We start from the raw sequence: 21907 nt of genomic DNA on the forward strand, positions 1-21907 counted from the left end.
TGTCACTACCATTTAAATAAAACTCCATTATAAAGATCTTTGTTGTTTCGGAGACCTTCATATGCCTCTGGGGCTTTCTCATACGGAATGATATGGCTAATTAAAGGGTCGACTATTAGCGATTCATTCATAAGTAATTGAAATACAATAGTTGAATTTCGTAAAAGTGAATGTTTGACAAAAGTGTCCGGAGCAACTGGGTAACGCCATTCATGCGCTCCCTTGAAGTTAATGCACCCTTTCTCAAATAGATGTGAAGACCTTAGTACTTCTGTAACATCAGTATTGTATGTGCCTCGAGGTGTTCCCAACAGAATAATCTCCCCAAACTTTCCGATCCATGAAAGACTGTCTATAGCAACCTTTGGTACGCCCGTTGCATCAATAGCAGTGTTAACACCCTTTCCATTTGATATGTTCATAATACGGTCTTTTGGTTCTTCTGTTCCTGCATTAACACAATGCTTTATTCCACATTCTTTTGCCGTTAGCAACCGCTCGTTGGCTAAATCCAGACCAATAACCTCAGCACCTTGTAATGCAGCTAATTGAGCAGCCATATTACCTACTATTCCTTGCCCCGTTACAGAGACAAGATCTCCTAGTTCAATTTCAGAGACTCGAATAGCCGTAAGTGCGATTGTAGCCATTCGAGTGAAAGGGACTCTCTTTAGTTCCAATCCTTCTGGTACTTTGAGAAACACACCGTCAGTTGTAGTGAATTCATATCTGCTATGTTTCCCGTAATGAAAAACTACATCACCGACTTTATAATCCGTAACCTCTGATCCTACTTCTACAATTTCACTGACAGAAGCATAACCAGGAACTCCAGGCATATTAAACCAAGATTCCATACCGGACAAGCATGCTAGTTCCGTTCCAGGACTAACCATTGTATAAATTTTTTTCACTAATACTTGATGTGCTTCCATACGAGCATCTATTCTTTTACTAGTAATTTCTACTTTCCATGGCTCTACAAAGACTATTTCTCTATTATCCAAATCTAAGCACTCCTTCAAATTGTCATTTCTATAGATTAACATTAGAATGATACGCAATATATTGACTCGCAGTCATTCCAACCTTTTTCTTAAAAGATCTACTGAAGGAATAAATACTTTTGTATCCTGTCTGTTCAGAGATCATCGTTATGGTATCGTCGCTTTCCAGCATAAGCTTCTTGGCATTTTCGATGCGAACATGTGTAATATAATTATGAAGGGTAACACCGAGCTGCTCTTTAAATAAAAAGGAAATATGACTAGCAGAGAACCCTACATATTCACCTATCATTACACTATCCAATTCAGCAATATCATAATTATCCTGTATAAAATTGATACATTTTTCGATTATCCCCCAACCTTTGGTAAGACTGCCCTCATTATTAGATTCTTTGTTCTGATTCTGGTAAAAAATACTTAGAATATCAATTGTAGCTGCTTTAAGTCTTAACGAATAAAAATCCTGTCTATTCACATATTCCTGATACATTTTCAAGAAGCATTTTCTTAATTCTATCCGGGAAGATATGCTAAGATTAGAGATTGGATGACTGGACATTAGGATCATTTCTTCAGGTGGAACAGTCATCCTTTGTTCATTCATCACACCTATTTCCTTCCATTTACTTCGAACTTCATTAAAATAAAGATCGAAATGAAAAATATATTGAATTAATGGTTCCTCAGAAGTCGAGCGAATGAAATGCCGCATCTTTGGGTAAAACAGTAAGCTGTCACCTTCTTGAACCTTATAATTAATACCATTAAGAATGAAGTCCGCTGTACCTTGTTCAATATACGTGAATACATGATCAAAATCAGTCCATTCTCCTGATAAATGGTCACTCTTAGTAATTTTCACTTTACGAACAAGTGGAGAAATATCATTTATCTTCGTCCACTCCAATGCATTCACATCCTTTGCCCGTTCAATATAAGATATTTACTATCATCCTTTAACAGATCCTGATGTCATACCTTGTATAATCCGTTTGCTAAAGAACATGTAAAGAATAATCGTAGGAAGAGAAGTAATCATTAAACCTGCAATTTTCCCCGTATAATCTGTCGTATATGCTCCATTAAAGAACGTCAACCATACTGGAAGAGTATAAAATTCTGGTGATTTATTTAACACTAATGCGAACGGAAATTCATTCCACACATGTAGAACATTTAAGATTGCAACAGTCGCAACCATTGGCATACAAATCGGTAAAATAATCCGAAAAAGTGTACGATCGAAAGAACTCCCATCGATATATGCTGCTTCTTCTATTTCTGAAGGTATTTCCTTTATGAAACTTTGAAACAAAAAGACTGACAATGGTAAATTGAAAGCAATATAAGGCAAAATTAAAGTGAATCGGTTATCAAGCATTCCTGTTGTTTTGAATTGTACAAACAATGGCACCAACAAAGAATGCAGAGGTACAAGCATCCCAATCAGGATAAGTCCAAATAAGATACCTTTTCCCCTAAACTTAAATCTGGCAAAAAAGTAAGCAAGTATGAAGGAAAAAAATACTATTAAAGGCACTGTTATGATGGTGTTGAAAACACTACTAAAAAGAGCGTGTCTGAGCTCCCCTACCTCAAATGTGTTCAAATAATTAATTAGAGTTGGAGCAATGGGGAATGATAATGTATTTGCCAGAAATTCTTTATTTGTTTTCAATGATGTATAAAGCATCCAAACAACTGGAAAAATCGCAGACAAAGTAAACAATAATACAAATATATTGGTTAGTACTTTAACTATTTTTGCTCCTGTTTTATACATTTTTATCACTCATCCCAATCAATTTCATAGTAACCAGAATAATAGTCGCGCTTAAGATCATCATTCCGATTGAAACCGCACTACCATAACCTGTCTTGGACATTAAAAATGCATTATTATAGGCATGTTGCGCCATAACAAGTGAACCAGTTCCTGGGCCTCCGCCTGTCATTACAAAAATGTGATCAAATGTTTTCATCGTTCCGGATATACATAACATTAAAGCTACTTGCGTAACCCCTTTTAACATTGGAATATTGACGTAAAGATTCTTCTGAAACCAATTTGCTCCATCGATTTCTGCAGCATCCGATATTTCTTTTGGAATATTCTGCATACCTGCTAAAAAGATAATCAAATAGAGTCCGATATATTGCCATATCAAAGGAATGGAAACCATATAAATTACTTTTTCCGGGTCATCCAGCCATAGGCCAGGTTCCATTCCAAATAGACCAATAAACCAGTTCAATAATCCAAATCGATAATTATAAATAATTGTCCACAAGTAACCAGTTACCACCGGAGCAAGTACGACTGGAAGAAATATGGCTAGTCGATGCAGACTCCGCATTTTTAAAAATTTTGTATTCAGAAGAGCTGCGACAATAAACGCTATTCCTACCTGACCGACAACACAAAAGACAACTAGAATAATATTATTTTTAAAGGAAATCCAAAAAACAGAGTCTTTCAGTAATGCAGCATAGTTTTGCAAACCGATAAAAGCAGTACCGGTATCATCGAACAAACTGTACACAAAAGACATGACTAAAGGGATTAGTACGGCTACGCTATAAATCAACAAAACAGGAAACAAGTATTTCAAAATGTGGTTTGCCTTTAGTTTAAATAATGTTCCGTTCATTTCTTGGTCACCTCTTCTATTGATAGATAAAAAGGCTATTCGACAAACAAGTTTCTAATTAATTTCCTACGTTACTTTGAACATTCTCAGCTAATTGCTCAGGGGTAACCCCTCCAATAAGCATATCTTGCAACCCTCTATATAAGGATTCAACTACCGCAGGTTCAAGACGAATATCATACACGGGCGTATATTCTATTCCATCCATCATAGAGAAATATTCCTCTTGCAATGGTGTTAATTCTGCATCAGTTGTATCCAAATTTCTCATTGGCATCCCATTATTCTCAAGCATTCCTTGTGCAAATGCATCATTTGTCAACGATTTAACAAATTCGATTGCTAATTCTTTTTTCTTTCCCTCTAGTTGACCATTAATCGCATATGACCATCCTCCACCACCTGCTACAGCATTCGCTTTTCCTTTTCCTCCGTCAATCTCTGGAAGAAGAGCTAAATGCGTATTTTCTTTCACCTCATCTGGAGCATTTAAAAAATAATCTCTTATCCCCCATGGTCCGATTACCATCATTGCCGCTTCCTCAGTGAAGTACACATTAGCAGCCTGTTCTGGATCAATACTGTTAATATCAGGATTGAATGCTCCACTTTCCGCAAGTTCTTTCGTTTCTTCTAATACCTGAATAAACTCCGGATCCGTAAACTTAGATTCACCAGTCTCTAATCCAGCAAACCATTCTGTACCGGTAATACGATCCGCAAATGTACTAAAAAATGTAGAACCAAATGGCCAGTTCGGTTTATTCCCCATCACAATTGGTGTATAATCTGCTTCTTTAATTGTTTGTATAGCATCTTGGAATGCGGAGTAAGTCTTGGGAAATTCATTAATTCCTACTTCTTCAAATATTTTTTGATTATAGTAAATTGTGTGGACTCCCTGCATTTGAACAGGTATACCATAAATATTGTCATCAGAGCTAAAATCATCAAATGCATTATTAATAAAGCCATCCCGCCATTCCGTATCTTCATCCAAAATATCATTCCAAGAAGCAACATAATCTTTCGAAATATAATCGATAAGCATGGAACCATTGGCCATGAAAATATCTGGTAATTCACCTGAGGCACTTAATGTCGTCATTCTTGTTCGATATGGATCATGTGCGACTGCATTTTCTTCTATGGTTACTTCAGGATGATCTTCCTTAAACTGCTCTACTGTTTTAACAAAAAGTTGATCAATTGGATTATCTGTTACACGATAGTGACCTAATGTCAATGTTATTTCTTCCTCATTTCGAGACTCCTTCGCAGCATTTTCTTCTTCTGAATTATTATTCGTATTCGTACTACAAGCAGTTAGAACAAAGATTAATGTTAAGACAGACATCAAACGGAACACATATAGTTTCATTAAACATCCTCCTCTTTTACTTAATAATCGCCCTCGAATGTAAGCGGTTAATTAAGTTTGGTAATATTATAGTACAGGGTCACCTATAAAGTCTTTAACGTTAAATACTATTTTTTAACACAAATTATTATTATTTTAAAATTTTGGATAGCTTCATTCTGACGGTTATTTTTTCACTATTACATGCATAAAATATAAATTATTAGCATTTAAGAAAGGATGAAGGATGTACTTTTTATTAGAATTCATTTTTTGAATCATTACACTTTGATTACCAAAAATAAAGAGGAATTAGGTTTTCAGCATAACTAAAAAGAAATTGTACTTCACAAGAACCTAATTATAATAGGTTTTTCAATCAGCCAAGTCATCGACCATGGCACACCTTTCCCTAACCCCATCCTCCCTCTTCAAAATTTTACAAATAAATTACTCTATTAACTCATATATGTAAAAAGAAAGGGAGGGATCAACATGAATAAATATAGTATCGACAATCGTTTTCAACACCTCTTTATCCATCCCCGAATTTAGCAGACCAGTCCTTGAACTGGATACACAAAAGTACCAGAAAAATTTGTTGGTGACCCTTTTGTTAGCTCAGCTCCTAATGCAGATTTCTCGTAACCTCATCCTGATCCATTAATCTATTTAAACACACCAGAGAAGTTTACCGTACCAATCTTATTAAATTCGTTCAAAGGTTTATACACCGCTAACTGGCCGCTTATGATGGCGGGAACAGTGATTTCTGTTATTCCTGTATTGATTGTGTATATCTTTTCACAGAAGCAAATTATTGAGGGTGTTGCAATTACTGGAATTAAAGGGTAAAAAACGACATTGACTACTTAGTTACCAGTGATTCGTATTAGAAAACTGGTAACTTAGTAGTGTCTTCAACATCAAAATAAATCCTACCCCTCCCCTTTCAAATACGCCTCCAACTGAATAGGTTACACTTAGTTGGACAGATTCGTTAAGGTCATATAAACTTGATTCAATTAATGTCGGAGGAGAGGCAATTATGGCCAAAAGAGAAAGAAGAACATTTTCAAATGAGTTTAAAGAACAAATCGTCCAGTTGCACCTTTCAGGTAAACCTAGAAATGAGATTATCAAAGAATACGAGTTGACACCTTCTGCCTTTGATAAGTGGGTTAGTCAACATAAAACAACTGGATCCTTTGAAGAGAAAGACAACAGAACTCCGGAACAGGAGGAGTTAATCAGACTTCGTAAAGAAAATCAAAGACTCGCAATGGAAAATGATATTTTAAAGCAAGCCGCGCTGATTATGGGACGAAAGTAGATGTGATCCGTAATAACAGTCATAAATACTCTGTATCAGCAATGTGCGCCGTCCTACAACTTCCAAGAAGTACGTACTACTATGAAGCCAAAATCCGTGATGACCAAGAGAAAGAAGAATTAACAGAACTGATTATAGATATATTTAAAAAGAACCGCAGTGTCTATGGTCAGCGTAAGATAAAAAAGGAGCTATATAAGAAAGGCTGGCAAGTTTCACGTCGCCGTATTGGGCAAATAATGAAAGAACAAGGACTTGTCTCCAAATACACAATTGCTCAATTTAAACCAACGAAAACTACTGTAAATGAGTCTGAAATTGGAAACACCTTGAATCGAGAATTTGATCAAGATGAAGAATTAAAGGTCATTGTGAGTGATTTAACATACGTTCGTGTACAACAAAAATGGCACTATATTTGTGTATTAGTAGATTTATATAATCGGGAAATCATTGGACACAGTGCTGGTCCTCATAAGGACGCAGCTTTAGTTCAACGTGCCTTTTCGACAGTGAAGTACAATCTAAATCGTCTCGAACTTTTCCATACAGACCGAGGAAGTGAGTTTAAAAATAAACTTATTGATGAAGCGCTGGAGACTTTTGAGATTAAAAAATCCTTAAGTAATAAAGGTACACCGTATGACAATGCAGTGGCTGAAGCAACATTCAAAACGATTAAAACAGAATTCGTAAGTGGTATGGTCTTTTCAAGTCAACGAGAGCTTGATCTGGAGCTCTTTGATTACGTAAATTGGTTTAATAATATTCGAATTCATGGATCCTTAGACTATTTAACACCTAAGGAATATAAGAATAAGCATCAGGCAGGTATGTGCGCTATTTCGTAGAGGAACGTGCACTTTACTTGGAGAGGCGGGCAGGATAGCCTTGGTGGATGAGCCAGATTTATTGTAGATCTGGCTTCCTGGCTCATAATCTTGCCCGTAGAGGCTCAAAGTCAAGTGACAAAATGTAAGCACTAGCTTCCAATAGAGTGCTAGAACTAAGAACGCTATAAACAAGTTTATGTTCCTTTAAAAATATGTTCAGTTTAGTGTTGACATACCAAACATCCGATCGACCTCAGCCGCTCTCCTATCCTTCTCCTCTTCTGTCATACTATCTTCTTTTACCGGCTCACTCTTCTGTTTCACATACCAATCCGGTACAATATCCCGCTTAGCATCAGCACGATTCTTCTGGTAGGACGGCTTACGTTGACTTACGTTTCTTTGCTTCTGCATAACCGTTACATCCGCTGCTGTTTTCACACCCATATTTGCCCAGTTCAACAGCACGCTTTCTAGATATTTCACTCCTTTTGCTTCGGCCCTGGTAGCATTTCTCATTGCTTCCATTACCAGTTCATGGCCATACTCCTCATACCATTGGGTCAGTAATTCATAGTTATAAGGCGAATCGGTTAATCCTATTTGTAAATTTTCACGATAAAATTGCATTAATTCGCGAAAGCGCGGGTCTCTATAACTATTACATTCTTTTCTATCTTTCCTCCCTTCTGTCTTTCCCTCTGTCTTTCGGGAAGCTGGATCCCTTATCACCATTGACTTAACGCTATTTTCTGGTACGTATTTTACTAACTTGGAGGTAAGTGATTTACTTACCGTTTTACCCGGTTTCGTCAGTACATCACTGACCTGCTTCCTTTCTGCAGTGACAGGTTGTGCATCTGAAGTGTTCGCTTTCTTACGATGTACATTCTTTTTCAGAAGCTGTTTAAAACGCTCATTGTCCCACTTCTTATTCGGTGTAATTTGCCAGAGGTGATAGTTTTTATTTATCCAGAACACCATCGTTTGCGAATCCCAATAAAGCACGGCACAATCACGTAGGAAGGTAAGCTCCTTCTTCACGTCCTGTTTATACATGCCTGCTAATTCAAAATTGGTAAAGCTCGGAATCAAGCAATCACTCTGTCCGGTTCCGTACGATAACCGCCAGATGAACAGAATCAGATTCGTCTGCCTCTTTGAGAAAGCGCGTCGTAATACCTCATTCCATAAATCATTTGCTATTCTTATGTACCCATCCTCCACTTGTGGATTTGCCATTTCCATTCCCCTCTCTTCATTTACTTAAAGTATATAAGCTTGCTTCCATAATAGCGGAAAACAGAAAATTTAGCATATGCCGATATTTGTCTGGGAATAGTTGAAAAAGCGATTTTCTAACGAGAAAATAAGATTTTTCATTAAGAAAATCGCTTTTTCACCCTCGCTGGCTAACATACGGTACAAATTTTAAAAAATGTAGCCCTTGCCTGTTCAACAAGGGCTTTCCTATAGTTACCTTTGAAACTCAGAAAATTTTTTACCCCTCCATCACCTTCCGAATCTTCTGTTTCGCCATTCTCCCCCAGTTCTTCACAGCCACCTCTGTCGTATCGTGACGTGTTGCGATGGATTTCACAGATTGATCCTCTATGATAAATTCAATTAGCCAGCACCATTGCTTCTCCGATAATTCCTGCTTGAGCGTGTTCATCAGGTAACTATCGAAAGGATAATTATCCTCTGCCCATAAGTCGTCTTCCCTCACCTGCTCCAGCCAGTCTTGCTGCTTCTTCTGATCACGGTTGTGCTTCTGCATCATATTAAGAAAACGTCTGGATATCGAACTGTAAATAAACGTGGATAATTTCGATTTAGAAGGATCGTGCTGCTGATAAGCATGCCAGACAGCTATTAGCCCTTCCTGGTAGAATTCGCCCTCTGCATCCCGTATCTGATAACGATGAATAAAATGGTGAATCATGCGCTCATGTTCTGCCAACACTTCTTGAAATTCCATCTTTCTCATGCACCTGCTAGGTGATAAGCACTTATCAAGTATTCCGCGGTGTGTCTATCATAGCGGGAATGCGGGAGCAAGTCATATGCCGTTATTTCGTTCCAGACCGGTTAAAAACGCTAAACCTAATGGAGTATAAAGCATTTCGTTAGCGAAAAAGGGTTTTTTGGCACGGTACGGGTACATACCGTCACTTTCTATAATTAGAATATTAGGTTAAAATTAATAAAACGGACTGATCCGCAATGGAGACATTATTCTTTATAAAAGGAGTATAAGAGATGCTAATAAACAAGATGAAGTATATGAAAGATCTTACCAATCAGGAAATACACATAGTGGAATATATACTTCATAACCCTGAAACAGTTTTTAAGCTGACTGCTAGTGAATTAGCAAAATTAACCTATACCAGTTCACCCACAATCGTTAGATTATGCAAGAAATTGGGGACAAAAGGATTTCCCGATTTCCAACTTCAGTTTGCCCTTGAATATAAAGAATCTGACTTAACAAATAAAATAAAAAGTGAGGATGATCAGGACAAAAATGAACTTCAAAGCAAAATTGATTCCCTCCCTTATATCTATGAAGAAGCTGTAATAGAGACTCGAAAACACTTTAACATTTCAGAACTGACGGAGATCATTGATTGGTTACGGGATGCACATCGAATTGATATTTATGGGGTGGATGCGAACTATTACATCGCCCAGCAAGTTTGTGCGAAGTGGAATGAAATAGGTGTGCATGCTATGTCGCATAACAGTGTGAACTATCATTTATTAAATAATGCGAGAGATAATCAGACGACCGTTTCATTTGTCATCTCCCATACTGGTACAAACAACGCCATTATCGACATAGCAAAAAAAATAAAACCGACAAACCAAAAAGTTATCTCTATTACTGGTTCTCAGGACAATGACTTAGCAAGGATAGCTGATAAAAATATTCAAAGCTATTATAATAATAAAATCGCGCATTTAGTAAAACTTACCAATATAATCACGACTCAATATATTTTTGACGTCCTATATTTAGGTCTTTTAAACAAATAATTTGAGTGAAAATGGATGAACCAACATGCAAAATAAACCCATTTGTGAAATTCAATTTCACAAATGGGTTTATTTATTTCACTAAAAATGAAAACGTTAACCAAAGCTATTAATACCTATTTAATCCCTCAAATATGCATGCTATGATGACCCTGTTAGATAGTCTAAAGGAGAGATGCTAAATGATGAATATTGCAATAATTGGCTACGGAAACGCTGTTCTTAATTATCACTTACCTTATTTGGAAAGAAGAGAAACAATTAATGTCAAATACATTTTTCGCAGAGAAGAAGATCGAGTTAAAGAAGGTACAGAACACGAGAACTGGTATCCCTCTATTCGATTCACTACCAATTTAGACGACATTTTGCATGATACCGATATAGACTTGGTTGTGATCTGTACACATGTAGATAGCCATGTTGAATATGCAACACGTGCATTAGAAAATAGCAAGCATGTCCTTGTCGAAAAACCTTTTGCGCCAACAATTGAAGAAGCAAATCAAGTATTTGATTTGGCAAAATCTAAAGGACTTATTGCAATGGCGAACCAAAACAGAAGGTTTGACGGTGATTTTCTTACACTTAAAAAAGTACTGGAAAGTGGAAAATTAGGAAATATTATCGAAATCCAATCCCATTATGATTACTTCATGCCACAATTCGCAAAGAAAGGAAACTATGGATTTTTATATGGACTTGCTGTGCATACGATTGATCAAATCATTTCCGTCTACGGCAAACCAGATGATATTCACTATGACGTAAGAAGTGCTTTTTATCCGGGAGAATCAGATGATTATATCGATATTGACTTCTACTTTGGAAGAACCAAAGTAACAGTAAAAAGCAGTATCGCAGTAAAACTGGAGCACCCGAAATTTACAGTTCATGGAGATAAAGGCAGTTTTATTAAATATAGCAGCGGACACCAAAAAAAGAACCCAGACGGACCAACACAGGTAAATTTTGAAGTAGAACCGGAAAGTAATTGGGGTTCCATATCCTATATTGATGAGAAAGGGAAGGAATATGAGGAAAGAGTACCTTCAGAGATAACGGATTATGGCATTCTATACGAAAAGCTATATCAGGCCATTAACAATAATGGTGAAAAACCCGTTAAAGATGAAGAAGTGGTTACCGTTTTACATGTACTCGAAAATGGACTTGCTGTTGCAAAGAATACAAAATAAAGATCCTATGAACGGAGGAGAAAGATGAAGATAGGAACGATAGGAACTGGATTAATAGTAGATGTATTTTTATCAGCCATCAATAAAATAGATGGGATAGAATGTGTAGCAATGTATTCTCGCAAAGAGGAAACTGCTAGACCATTAGCTGAGAAACACCATGTAGAAACAATCTATACAGATATCAAACAATTATTTATGGACCCAACTATAGATTTTGTCTATGTTGCCTCTCCCAATAGTTTTCATTATGAGCATGCGTATCAGGCATTAGAGAATGGAAAGCATGTTATTTGTGAGAAACCTTTCACATCTACAGCACGTGAAACGAAAAGATTGAAGGAATTAGCTAAAACAAATGAACGAATGCTATTTGAAGGAATCACCAATATTCATTTACCAAATTATCAATTGATTAAAGAACACGTAAACAAATTAGGTAAGCTAAAGTTAGTCCAATGTAATTATAGCCAATATTCCAGCAAATATGGTGCATTACTAAATGGAGATTTACCCAACGTGTTTAACCCTGAATTTTCTGGAGGAGCGTTAGCAGACATCAACATATATAACCTGCATTTTGTACTAAACTTATTTGGGGCACCTTTATCAGTCAACTATACAGCTAATAAACATCCAAATGGGATCGATACATCAGGTATCCTGCTAATGGAATACCCTGACTTTATTGCAGAATGCGCAGGAGCCAAGGATACAAAAAGTATGAATTTTGTCCTTATTCAAGGGGAAAATGGTTACATTCATGTGGAAAATGGTGCGAATGGATGCCAAAATGTCATCTTACATGTTGATGACCAATCGTCTCAGCTGAATAATCAAACGACAGCGAACACTTTGTATTATGAACTTCTTGTATTTAAAGATATTTTTGATAATAAAGACTTCGACCGTTGTCATGAATTATTAGACTACTCACACTCTGTGATGGAAGTGTATGAGACAGCGAGAAAAACAGCAAATATTGTCTTCCCTGCTGATAATTGTTAATGAAAAAAAGAAACTAAAGGTAAAGTGGGACTTCAATCAGTGGGGGTTTTGATTCCCACAGATTACTAGCGAAACGTATCAGGAAGTTATCGTCCGTTTAATATCTCTTAAATCTTGAAGTGGGAGTATTACGGACGATTAACGCCGTGACAAAAGCGTTAACTACTCATCTCCTTGTATATAAGTTAACGCTTTTTCATCACATAATGAAACCGGTTTATTTACGGATAAAATCATATAGGAAGATAAAGCGAATACCAAGGTTATTACCATATCAAAATTTGCACCATAAGGAGTGAAAATATGCGCTATCAGCAGTTAGCAGAAGAGATATTAAATCTGGTCGGTGGACGCGAAAATGTAAACAGTGTTATTCATTGTATCACCCGACTCCGATTTAAATTGAAAGATGAATCAAAAGCCCAAACAGAAAAACTTAAAATGCTGGATGGTGTCGTCACCGTCATGCAAAGCGGTGGACAATATCAAGTAGTTATCGGCAATCACGTACCAGAAGTATATAAAGAACTTGCAGCAGCAGGAGGATTTACAGAGGAAAGCAAAGAAGAGAAACCAGAAGGTAATGCTCTTAATCGCTTTATTGATATAGTGGCAGGAATTTTTACACCTATTCTAAGTATATTAGTTGCTTCAGGTATGATTAAAGGGTTTACAGCGCTTTTCACTTCAAGTGGTTGGTTAAGCGATGAGTCAGGAACCTATCATATTCTTAATGCAACAGGAGATGCTCTATTCTACTTTTTACCTGTTTTCTTAGGATACACTTCCATGAAAAAATTTGGAGGTACACCATTTATCGGCATGGCCATTGCCAGTGCGCTGTTGTACCCTTCAATCGTTACATTGACGGAAGGAGATCCATTATATTCAATATTTACTGGAACCGTCATCGAATCACCGGTAAATATGACATTCTTAGGGATTCCGGTGATTTTAATGACTTATTCAACAACCGTTATTCCGATAATTATTGCTACATTTTTTGCAGCGAAAGTAGAGGCATTTCTCTCGAGATACATTCCAAGTGTTGTGAAAACATTTTTAGTACCGACGTTTACGTTATTATTGATTGTGCCAGCAACTTTCATTGTTATCGGGCCTATCGCTACCTGGTTAAGCTCATTACTAGGAGGAGGAACGAGTTGGCTATTTGACTTGAGTCCCATTATTGCAGGAATCTTTATTGGTGCTCTTTGGCAAGTGCTCATCATATTTGGTCTGCATTGGGGAATTGTGCCTATTGCGTTCAATAACCTGTCAACTTTAGGTTATGATCCTGTATTAGCAACTGCTATGGCCTCTTTACTTGCTACAGCAGGTACTGTTTTGGCGATCATGATAAAAACAAAAAATCAACAAATAAAAGCACTTAGTATCCCAGCGTTCATTTCGGCTGTCTTCGGCATCGTAGAACCAGCAATTTATGGTATTACCCTACCTAAGAAAAAACCATTTATTATTAGTTGCATTGGCGGTGCTGCAGGTGGTGGTATCACAGGTTTCTTTGCTTCCAAACTTTATGTATTCGGCGGACTAGGAATTTTCTCATTTCCCACCTATATTAGTCCAACCGAAGGGTTTAACAGTGAATTCTGGGGCTATGTTATTGCCGTGATCGTCGCAACGGTATTAGGCTTTGTTCTAACCTATTTCTTCGGAGGAGTAAATCAAGATAACACGCCGATTGAAGAAACGGGACAAACAGAAGAAATGGTTGATAACAGTATGAGTAAAGAAGAAATAATTGCTAGTCCTTTAAATGGCAAGATCATTGCTCTACAAGATGTTTCTGATCCAGTATTTGCTTCAGAAGCTATGGGAAAAGGTGTGGCCATCATGCCAAGTGAAGGGAAAATTGTATCTCCTGTTAATGGGGTTATCACCACATTAATTTCATCCAAACATGCAATCGGAATTACATCCGAGGAAGGCGTGGAGATTTTAATTCATGTAGGAATCGATACAGTGCAACTGAATGGAGAACATTTCATTAATCATGTAGAACAGGGAGATAAAATACAGGCAGGTGAATTACTTCTGGAATTTGATATCGATAAAATTCAGGCAGCAGGTTATGAAATAGTAACACCTATTATCATTACAAATCATGACCAATATAAAAAGTTAGAATTAACGGTTGAATCAACAATCAATCAAAAAGATATCTTATTAACTGTTGGGGAATAGTTATCCTGAAAAATTGCATATACGTTATTTATCAAGATAAGTTTGTGATAAAGCAATGATGCGAACTTGCTTTTTTCTTAGAATGGCTGCTGGATTTAACAACACCCCCTCATTCACAAAAATGAGGGGGCAATTTTATTGCAGTTATTTAATCTTTTTGCAAACTCTTAATAAGCTCGCTCCAGAATACAGAGTAGTTCTCCCACTCTACAAACTCTAAGGAGCCCCAATGTGGTGCACAGTCACTTGCAAAAGCAGCCGTTTTTCCTTTGTGATAAGATCCTAATACTAGAAATGGGTCCTCATTAATCTCCATCAGTGTATCTGTATTACTTTTGGCTGTCAATTTATTATATCCCAAAAATGACGACCATTCTCCTAATTCTTTTAATAATCCATGATTACTTACAACATTTGGATTAATTCCTTGAGGTACTTCTACTCGATCATCTCCATCTTCCATTACCACAGGAAGTATTTCTGCGAGAGGTGAATTTTTATAATTTGCCTTCCCTTCAATTCCCATAAATGAAAGGTATCCACCTATCATCAGGAAGCCTCCACCTTCAGAAACAAATTGCTTAATCAACTCTAAGCTATTCGGGACTTTTTCCATATTATAAAAAGTAGGATTCTGAAGTAAAAATGTGTTCGCACCAATGTCACTAATAACAATCGCGTCATATATTCTAAGATCTTCTATACTTCTCGGAAAGCGAACTTGTACTTCGTGAGCAGGCATATATGTCACATCAATTCCATTGTCATTTAATGTTTGAAGTAAATGAGTGGCACCTTCTTCATATTTTGTCGAAGTAAAGCTGTCATAACCTTTTGTATGAATCATATGAATAACCCATGATTCTCCAATAAATAATAACTTCACTCTTCATCATCTCCTATCTTCATGAGAGTAATTTTTTTGTCCATTACACCAATCTATTAAAGAAACAGCTATCATCTTAGTTGCTTCTATCACTTCTTCTACTGACACAAATTCATCGCTATGATGGGCCATTCGAGGATCACCTGGTCCAAAATTAACAGTAGGAATTCCTACATTTACCGGCCATCCCATGTCGGTATGGAAACAAAGCCCCTCTATGACAGGAGGTTGGCCAATCTGTTCCAATGAAGATGCACATTGCTTAACAAATGGATCATCACTATCCGTTTCTGCACAATCTGCGTCCACTTGCCACTCCACATGCACCGGATTTTCTTCCAGCCAAGCATCTTTCTTACTAATTTCATTAATGAAAGAGAGTATTTCGTTTTTCACTCTTCCCCCTACTAAATTCTCATCACGTTCAGACGGTAAATATTGTGCATTAAAATGAAGCTCTACTTTATTTGCATACGATGTTGGATATTCTCCACCTTTAATTTGAGATATATTTATTTGACATGGTATAGGAAGTAACGGATGATTTTTCTCTTCCGCCCACTTCTTATTCAATTCATCTATTTCTTTCATAATGAATTTTGCCTTCTCTATAGCATCTACTGCTCCACCATCCTGCCAGCTAGCTTTTGGCATTTCAATATGACCTGCTCTGCCTTCAATCGTTAATTTCCCCCATAAAATCCCCCTGCATAACGGGGCAATCTTTAAGGAAGTTGGTTCTGTTAAAATACAACCATCGGCTCGGTACCCGTGGTCAATAAAATCCAGTGCTCCCATACCTCCTGCTTCCTCATCAACCACTGTACCAACAATAATATCGCCATCCAACTCCACATTAGAAGCTTTCAGAGCTTGTACAGCAGATAGCATGGATGCCACTCCACCTTTCATATCTACTGCGCCACGTCCATATAATCTATTATCGATGATTTTAGGTTCAAAGGGTTTTTGAATCCAATTGGAACCCTCCTTCACAACATCTATATGTCCAAAAAGAAGCATAGAATTGCCTTCCCCTCTACCTTTAAAAGTAGCAGCTAAATTGGGGCGATCCGTGAAGTCCCTTCCAGGGTAATATCCGGCCTTTCCTTCATATTTTTTTAAAGCATCAGCATTTGGCTCCCATTGTTCAACATCCGCACCTAACTCTTCCATTTTTTTTGATATATATGTTTGAACACCTTTTTCATTTGTCAATTCTTTTGGTTCATCAAACCAAGGGTTTACACTGGGAATTTCAATTAAATCCATAAGTGTCCTGATAATTTCCGCTTGATTGTCATCAATCCATTTTAATACTTGTGCTTTTTTTTCCATCTTATAACCTCATTTCTTAAGAAACATTTCTAGTTTTTCGTTTTGATCGAACTTGACCCACGGATTCACTAATTCATCGCCAAATAGATCCTTTTTATTTTCTATGAAAAACAGATAATCCGTATCTTTTTCTAACGCATAAGCTGGACTGTGCCAAATACCTTTAGAAAGAATAATGCCTTGTCCTGGTTCTATTAAAAAACATTTAACGCTTGTAATTTCAGGCTTTTCCTCTGGATCACTATTATCTTTAAACAACCCTACAGGTTGGATAATAGGAGCATAAAGTGGTACCAGAATCTCTTCCCGACTTACATGTCTCTCCATTTCATCTACAATCAAAGGTCTTTTTAAAGTTTTCACAATGCCCACGCCGACGTTGGTGGAAGCATTCATATTTGCCACATAGCTCCAGCAATCCCATCCCTCTCCCCTCTTGGATGGAGGAGAGGATGGAATTTCGAAAGAGCGGCCATACGGTTCGAATATTTTCTTTGTTAAAGGAACAATTTCTACAGATTTCATGCTTTTTCTCCTAACTGTTTATTCTACTTATTAGAAATCAAAATCATTTACATTATCAATGGTTAAGTCAATCGTTCCACTAAAAATGTTTTGTCCCTCTACATAAACACTACCAATATTCTCTATTGTTAATTCGCCTTCCGGAATGCTGTTGCCATTAGCCATTTCATTCAACACATAAACAGAAGTATATCCTAGAACAGCTGGATCCCATGTAATGATTTTTTCAATAATACCATCCTCAATATATCCTTTAACAAGACTTGGTACAGCAAAACCAGTAATCGCAATGTCACCTGCTTCCATACGTCCACTTTCAATCGCTTGAGTTACTGCTTGAGCAGCTGCAGGTGGTTCACCACCAGCGAAACCAACAATCCCAGCTAAATCTGGATACGTGTTTAATAGATTTTGTGCATTGTCATAAGATTTTTGTTGATCATCATCGCTTGCTACAACTGTTACAATCTCTATTTCCGGGTAATTTTCTTCTAAATATGCTTCTGCAGCGTCGACTCTGTCAATTTGATTCGTTGATCCTAAACCTGCCACCATAAATGCTACTTGCCCTTCCCCTTCCATTTGTTGAGCGATTTCCTCAGCAAATGCTTCTCCTAAATCAGAATCAGTAGAAGGTGTTACATAGAAAGCACGCTCAGAGTTAGGTGCGTCACTATCCCACGTTACGACGGGAATATCTTGTTCTATCGCGTCACTTATGACCGGTACTACAGCTTCCCCATCATTAGGAGAGATACCAATTCCATCTACTTCTCTTACCATCATATCTTGTATCATATTAATCTGATCCGAAGAGCTTGTCTCTGTTGGAGCATTGAATATAACCTGCACCCCTAAATCTTCAGCAGCTTGTTCAGCACCTTGTTCAGCAGCTGTAAAATACGCTGGTCCTATCGATTTTGGATTGATAAAGAAGGAATTCATTTCTTCATTCACTTCCATTTCCCCTTCAGCAGATCCTTGAGCCTCGTCATTTGATCCACAAGCAGCTAATACCAATACAAACAATAAAGTCAGACATGTCACTAATTTTTTCATGATAAATCCTCCAATTATTATGATTTTTGTCTACTTACAGCAATTAAAATAAATAAACCTAATATAACCATCTGAAATAAACTAGAAACCCCCATTAAATTCAGACCATTATTTAATACTCCTATGATCAAGACTCCGATCATCGTTCCTCCTAAACTGCCTCTGCCACCAAATATATGGGTTCCACCAATTAATACAGCTGTAATAACGGATAATTCAATACCATTTCCAGTGGTTGCTTCAGCTGTAGCCAGCCTGGATACTAGAAATACTCCAGCTAAACCTGCAAAAAGCCCATTGATGGTTAGAATAGTAAACCGAACGTTGGTTTGATTGATACCAGAATAATAAACAGCATCTTCGTTATTACCTAATCCATAAGTATAGCGACCAAAGCGTGTGAAACGAATAATGTAATAAGCAAGTAAGAAGAATCCAACTAGTATGAGCGTATTAAAAGGTACTCCTAATAATTGGCCCTGTCCCAAAAAATAGAATTCGCTCGGGTAACCACTAATTGGCCTTCCTTCCGTTAACACGTAGATAACGCCTCTTAGCATTACCATACTGCCGATTGTAACCACTATCGCCTGCATTTTTAATTTCGATATCAGAAAAGCATTAAAAGTTCCACACAGTAAACCTACTAATAGAGCAAGGAGCACGCTAAGCCAAATATTTAACCCTGCCATATTATGAAACATACCTAAAGCAACTGCAGATAACCCCATAATAGATCCCACTGACAGGTCCATATTCCCAGAAATTATTACATAGGTCATCGGGATCGCAATTAAACCTATCTCAACAATTTGCGTCGATATATTAAATACATTTCCCTGTGTTAAAAAATAAGGTGACTGCGTATTGAAAAAGGCACATAGTACAAATAAAAGAACGACTAATATAAAAATCTGATTACTGACTAAAGAGGATAATATATTAGTTTTCTGTCTAAGTGCTGTTATCATTTAAGTTTCCCCTCCAGTTTCAAGCTGTCTTTCCACCGTTTAACAGAATTGATAATAATGGCGACTACGATAAGCAGGCCTGTAATCGCATCTACCCAATATGGAGAGAATTGACTGACAATGACTCCATTCTGAATAATACCTAATAGTAAAACACCAAACATAGAGCCCAATATAGTACCAACACCACCGAAGATACTGGCTCCTCCAATTAGGGCTGCCGCGATCACGTCGAAAGATATGTTTAATGCTGCTGTAGAAGCTTGAATACTGCCTACATTGGAAGCATATATAATTGCTGCGAAACCGCTAAGCATACCACTGTACAAATAAACATATAATTTAGCACGTTTCATCGCCATCCCTGATAATTTTGCGGCATGCTTATTACCACCAATAGCATATATTCTTCTACCAAAACGCGTGAACTTGAGAACAAAACCAAACGTGATGGCTAGAACAACTAGTACAATTACCGGAAATGGCAGACCTAGTAGAGTACCTTGTCCGAAAAAGGAAAATGCGACTGGAAAATTAGTGATCCACACTCCACCACTTAGATATACCGCAATTCCCCTGAAAATGTACATTGTCGCCAACGTCGTAATAATATCTGGTATATTCAATAAGGTTATAATTAACCCGTTTATTACTCCGCATAGAATGCCTGCCAGAATACCAATAAGGGCGGCAATCCAAACATTAAATCCAGCATTCACAAGAAGACCTACTATCGTAGATACAAGCGCTAATACTGCCCCTACGGAAAGATCCATACCTCCTAAGAGAATAACCATCGTCATGCCTATCGCAACAATGCCAGTAATGGTGATTTGTAATAAGATCGTCTCAATATTTGATGCTTGCAGAAACAATGGCGAAAGCATAGAAAAGACAAAAGCTACAATTATCGTAAAAAGGATGATAGGTGTTTCATGCAAATTGAATATCTTTCTCATATCACTTTCACCTCATCTTGTTCTATGCTCGAAGCAACAGATAATAACTCATTTTGCTCCACTTCTCTGTAATTGTACTGTCTAATCATTTCTCCTTTGCGCATAACAAGGATTCTGTCACTCATCCCAATTACTTCAGGCATTTCAGTAGAGATAAATAAAATAGCCATTCCATCATCCGCTAACTTCTGTATTAAAGCATAAATCTCTGCTTTTGCTCCCACATCTACCCCTCTGGTCGGCTCTTCCAAAATCAAAATATCAGGGTTGGTTGCGAGCCATTTGGATAAAACAATCTTTTGCTGATTTCCGCCACTTAATAGATTCACTACCTGTTTGGAACTAGGTGTTTTAATATTAAAATCCTGTATATAATCTGTAATCAACTCTTGTTCCTTTTCTCTGTTTAATTTTGAATATTCTGTTAATTGATCTAATATGGTTAGAGTTAGATTATGTTTGACTGTCATTTCCTTAATTAAACCATGTCTGTGCCGGTCAGGAGGAACGTATCCGATTTTCTGTTTTTTTGCTTGCTTAGGACTCTTAATGTTTGCTTTCTTTCCATTTATCATGATGGTTCCTTTCCCTTTCTTCAATCCAAAAAGACGCTCTGCTACATTGTGTGTACCAGCTCCCATTAATCCAAAAAGTCCTACAATTTCTCCTTTTCGTACTTGGAAGTTCACTTTTTGATTTGGTCCCAAAGTCATTTCCTGTACATCGAGAACTACTTCTTCACTTCGAATTTTGGTTTTATTAGGGTACAGTTCCGCTACTTCTCTTCCTACCATCATATTTATTATTTGATCTTGCGTTGTTTCTTTCGTTCGTTTCGTAGCTATTTTTTTCCCGTCTCGTAATACAGTCACGCGATCTGCTATTTCAAACACTTCAGGCATCCGGTGTGAGACGTAAACAATAGCAACTCCTTGTTCTTTTAGACGCATCACTACTTCCAGCATGTTCCTCACTTCATTTTCTGGTAATGCTGCAGATGGTTCGTCCATAATCAATATTTCAGCATCGAATGAGATCGCCTTAGCAATTTCTACCACTTGCTGGCTTTGAACACTCAGGTTCTGTACCTTCTCTCGAACATCAATAGAAGCCCCTAATGAATCAATTAATGCTTGTGCTTTCTCATTCATCTGTTTCCAATTGATAACACCTAAAGTTCCAGTTATAGATGGACGGTCCATAAAGATATTCTCAGCTACCGATAAATTCGGAAATAAGTTGAACTCCTGATGAATCATGGAAATTCCTGCTCTCGCAGCATCACTAGGAGATTTAATGCGAATCTCTTCTCCTTTAATAGAGAAAGTACCTTTTGTCTGAGTGTATACGCCAGACAATATCTTCATAAGCGTTGATTTTCCCGCACCATTCTCTCCCATTAAGGCATGAACTTCTCCTTTAAACAGTTCCAAGTCCACACTGGATAGTGCCTTCACACCAGGAAATAATTTATCAATTCCTTCCATTTTTAAAATACTTTCCATGTCATCACTTCCTTTCTTAT

The 21907-nt window shown here is 37.3% G+C and carries 19 protein-coding genes and 1 pseudogene; 6 read left to right on the forward strand and 14 right to left on the reverse strand.

Features of this window, described 5'->3' with window-relative positions:
- Positions 1-5: 5 nt before the first annotated feature.
- The 5 genes from MUN87_RS08900 to MUN87_RS08920 are packed head-to-tail and all read right to left on the reverse strand — an operon-like array spanning position 6 to position 5042.
- Positions 6-1007, reverse strand: coding sequence for a zinc-dependent alcohol dehydrogenase (locus MUN87_RS08900; protein ID WP_244747401.1), 1002 nt, complete (start codon positions 1005-1007; stop codon positions 6-8).
- A 28-nt stretch (positions 1008-1035) separates the two neighbouring features.
- Entirely contained in the window at positions 1036-1917 is an 882-nt protein-coding gene (locus tag MUN87_RS08905) for an AraC family transcriptional regulator (RefSeq protein WP_244747402.1), read from the reverse strand.
- A gap of 42 nt (positions 1918-1959) precedes the next feature.
- A complete protein-coding gene (locus tag MUN87_RS08910) occupies positions 1960-2793 on the reverse strand; it encodes a carbohydrate ABC transporter permease (protein WP_244747404.1) in 834 nt (277 codons plus the stop codon).
- Positions 2786-3661, reverse strand: coding sequence for a carbohydrate ABC transporter permease (locus tag MUN87_RS08915; RefSeq protein ID WP_244747405.1), 876 nt, complete (start codon positions 3659-3661; stop codon positions 2786-2788). Before MUN87_RS08915 ends, MUN87_RS08910 begins: the two co-directional genes overlap by 8 nt.
- Positions 3662-3719: 58 nt before the next feature.
- Complete coding sequence (locus tag MUN87_RS08920) at positions 3720-5042, reverse strand: extracellular solute-binding protein (RefSeq protein WP_244747407.1); 1323 nt, start codon at positions 5040-5042, stop codon at positions 3720-3722.
- A 636-nt stretch (positions 5043-5678) separates the two neighbouring features.
- Here MUN87_RS08920 and MUN87_RS08925 point away from each other — a divergent pair.
- Together MUN87_RS08925 and MUN87_RS08930 are read left to right on the forward strand one after the other, a co-directional pair.
- A pseudogene (locus tag MUN87_RS08925) lies at positions 5679-5876 on the forward strand (carbohydrate ABC transporter permease); the annotation flags it as partial.
- Between the two features lie 193 nt (positions 5877-6069).
- Positions 6070-7205, forward strand: a protein-coding gene (locus MUN87_RS08930) for an IS3 family transposase (protein ID WP_244747408.1) whose coding sequence is annotated in 2 segments (ribosomal slippage) — positions 6070-6319 and positions 6319-7205 — 1137 coding nt in all. Because the reading frame shifts where the segments join, the coding sequence is not laid out codon by codon here.
- Between the two features lie 198 nt (positions 7206-7403).
- Here MUN87_RS08930 and MUN87_RS08935 read toward each other — a convergent pair.
- Positions 7404-8429 carry a replication protein gene (locus tag MUN87_RS08935; protein WP_244747410.1) on the reverse strand — a complete coding sequence of 342 codons (1026 nt, stop codon included), beginning with the start codon at positions 8427-8429 and terminating at the stop codon, positions 7404-7406.
- Between the two features lie 259 nt (positions 8430-8688).
- On the reverse strand, positions 8689-9168 hold the full coding sequence (locus MUN87_RS08940; protein WP_244747411.1) for a sigma-70 family RNA polymerase sigma factor: 480 nt from the start codon (positions 9166-9168) through the stop codon (positions 8689-8691).
- Positions 9169-9449: 281 nt separating this feature from the next.
- Here MUN87_RS08940 and MUN87_RS08945 point away from each other — a divergent pair, with 281 nt between their 5' ends.
- From MUN87_RS08945 to MUN87_RS08960, 4 genes are all read left to right on the forward strand, one after another.
- Positions 9450-10229 (forward strand): MurR/RpiR family transcriptional regulator, encoded by a 780-nt coding sequence (locus tag MUN87_RS08945; protein ID WP_244747412.1) that lies wholly within the window; start codon positions 9450-9452, stop codon positions 10227-10229.
- A gap of 182 nt (positions 10230-10411) precedes the next feature.
- Entirely contained in the window at positions 10412-11428 is a 1017-nt protein-coding gene (locus tag MUN87_RS08950) for a Gfo/Idh/MocA family oxidoreductase (RefSeq protein WP_244747414.1), read from the forward strand.
- 24 nt (positions 11429-11452) lie between these two features.
- Entirely contained in the window at positions 11453-12436 is a 984-nt protein-coding gene (locus tag MUN87_RS08955; RefSeq protein WP_244747416.1) for a Gfo/Idh/MocA family protein, read from the forward strand.
- A 303-nt stretch (positions 12437-12739) separates the two neighbouring features.
- Positions 12740-14644 (forward strand): beta-glucoside-specific PTS transporter subunit IIABC, encoded by a 1905-nt coding sequence (locus MUN87_RS08960; RefSeq protein WP_244747417.1) that lies wholly within the window; start codon positions 12740-12742, stop codon positions 14642-14644.
- 148 nt (positions 14645-14792) lie between these two features.
- Here MUN87_RS08960 and MUN87_RS08965 read toward each other — a convergent pair whose 3' ends face one another.
- From MUN87_RS08965 to MUN87_RS08995, 7 genes are read right to left on the reverse strand one after another with little or no spacing between them, the layout of a single operon-like run.
- Complete coding sequence (locus MUN87_RS08965) at positions 14793-15530, reverse strand: glutamine amidotransferase (RefSeq protein ID WP_255840646.1); 738 nt, start codon at positions 15528-15530, stop codon at positions 14793-14795.
- Positions 15531-15536: 6 nt separating this feature from the next.
- Positions 15537-16868, reverse strand: a complete 1332-nt coding sequence (locus MUN87_RS08970) for an ArgE/DapE family deacylase (protein WP_244747419.1) — start codon at positions 16866-16868, stop codon at positions 15537-15539.
- A 9-nt stretch (positions 16869-16877) separates the two neighbouring features.
- Entirely contained in the window at positions 16878-17393 is a 516-nt protein-coding gene (locus tag MUN87_RS08975) for an ureidoglycolate lyase (protein WP_244747420.1), read from the reverse strand.
- A 30-nt stretch (positions 17394-17423) separates the two neighbouring features.
- Entirely contained in the window at positions 17424-18452 is a 1029-nt protein-coding gene (locus MUN87_RS08980; protein WP_244747422.1) for an autoinducer 2 ABC transporter substrate-binding protein, read from the reverse strand.
- Positions 18453-18469: 17 nt separating this feature from the next.
- Positions 18470-19423, reverse strand: coding sequence for an ABC transporter permease (locus tag MUN87_RS08985; RefSeq protein WP_244747423.1), 954 nt, complete (start codon positions 19421-19423; stop codon positions 18470-18472).
- Complete coding sequence (locus tag MUN87_RS08990; RefSeq protein WP_244747425.1) at positions 19420-20382, reverse strand: ABC transporter permease; 963 nt, start codon at positions 20380-20382, stop codon at positions 19420-19422. Before MUN87_RS08990 ends, MUN87_RS08985 begins: the two co-directional genes overlap by 4 nt.
- A complete protein-coding gene (locus tag MUN87_RS08995; RefSeq protein ID WP_244747427.1) occupies positions 20379-21887 on the reverse strand; it encodes a sugar ABC transporter ATP-binding protein in 1509 nt (502 codons plus the stop codon). Before MUN87_RS08995 ends, MUN87_RS08990 begins: the two co-directional genes overlap by 4 nt.
- Positions 21888-21907: the final 20 nt, after the last annotated feature.

Origin of the sequence: Gracilibacillus salinarum (assembly GCF_022919575.1) — a bacterium.
Classification (GTDB): Bacteria; Bacillota; Bacilli; order Bacillales; family Amphibacillaceae; genus Gracilibacillus; species Gracilibacillus salinarum.

Bases quoted from the DNA above. Each gene is read 5' to 3' on its own strand.
- MUN87_RS08910 (WP_244747404.1), bottom strand. From the start codon at position 2,793: ATGTATAAAACAGGAGCAAAAATAGTTAAAGTACTAACCAATATATTT.
- MUN87_RS08915 (WP_244747405.1), bottom strand. From the start codon at position 3,661: ATGAACGGAACATTATTTAAACTAAAGGCAAACCACATTTTGAAATAC.
- MUN87_RS08920 (WP_244747407.1), bottom strand. From the start codon at position 5,042: ATGAAACTATATGTGTTCCGTTTGATGTCTGTCTTAACATTAATCTTT.
- MUN87_RS08935 (WP_244747410.1), bottom strand. From the start codon at position 8,429: ATGGCAAATCCACAAGTGGAGGATGGGTACATAAGAATAGCAAATGAT.
- MUN87_RS08940 (WP_244747411.1), bottom strand. From the start codon at position 9,168: ATGGAATTTCAAGAAGTGTTGGCAGAACATGAGCGCATGATTCACCAT.
- MUN87_RS08945 (WP_244747412.1), top strand. From the start codon at position 9,450: ATGCTAATAAACAAGATGAAGTATATGAAAGATCTTACCAATCAGGAA.
- MUN87_RS08950 (WP_244747414.1), top strand. From the start codon at position 10,412: ATGATGAATATTGCAATAATTGGCTACGGAAACGCTGTTCTTAATTAT.
- MUN87_RS08955 (WP_244747416.1), top strand. From the start codon at position 11,453: ATGAAGATAGGAACGATAGGAACTGGATTAATAGTAGATGTATTTTTA.
- MUN87_RS08960 (WP_244747417.1), top strand. From the start codon at position 12,740: ATGCGCTATCAGCAGTTAGCAGAAGAGATATTAAATCTGGTCGGTGGA.
- MUN87_RS08970 (WP_244747419.1), bottom strand. From the start codon at position 16,868: ATGGAAAAAAAAGCACAAGTATTAAAATGGATTGATGACAATCAAGCG.
- MUN87_RS08975 (WP_244747420.1), bottom strand. From the start codon at position 17,393: ATGAAATCTGTAGAAATTGTTCCTTTAACAAAGAAAATATTCGAACCG.
- MUN87_RS08980 (WP_244747422.1), bottom strand. From the start codon at position 18,452: ATGAAAAAATTAGTGACATGTCTGACTTTATTGTTTGTATTGGTATTA.
- MUN87_RS08985 (WP_244747423.1), bottom strand. From the start codon at position 19,423: ATGATAACAGCACTTAGACAGAAAACTAATATATTATCCTCTTTAGTC.
- MUN87_RS08990 (WP_244747425.1), bottom strand. From the start codon at position 20,382: ATGAGAAAGATATTCAATTTGCATGAAACACCTATCATCCTTTTTACG.
- MUN87_RS08995 (WP_244747427.1), bottom strand. From the start codon at position 21,887: ATGGAAAGTATTTTAAAAATGGAAGGAATTGATAAATTATTTCCTGGT.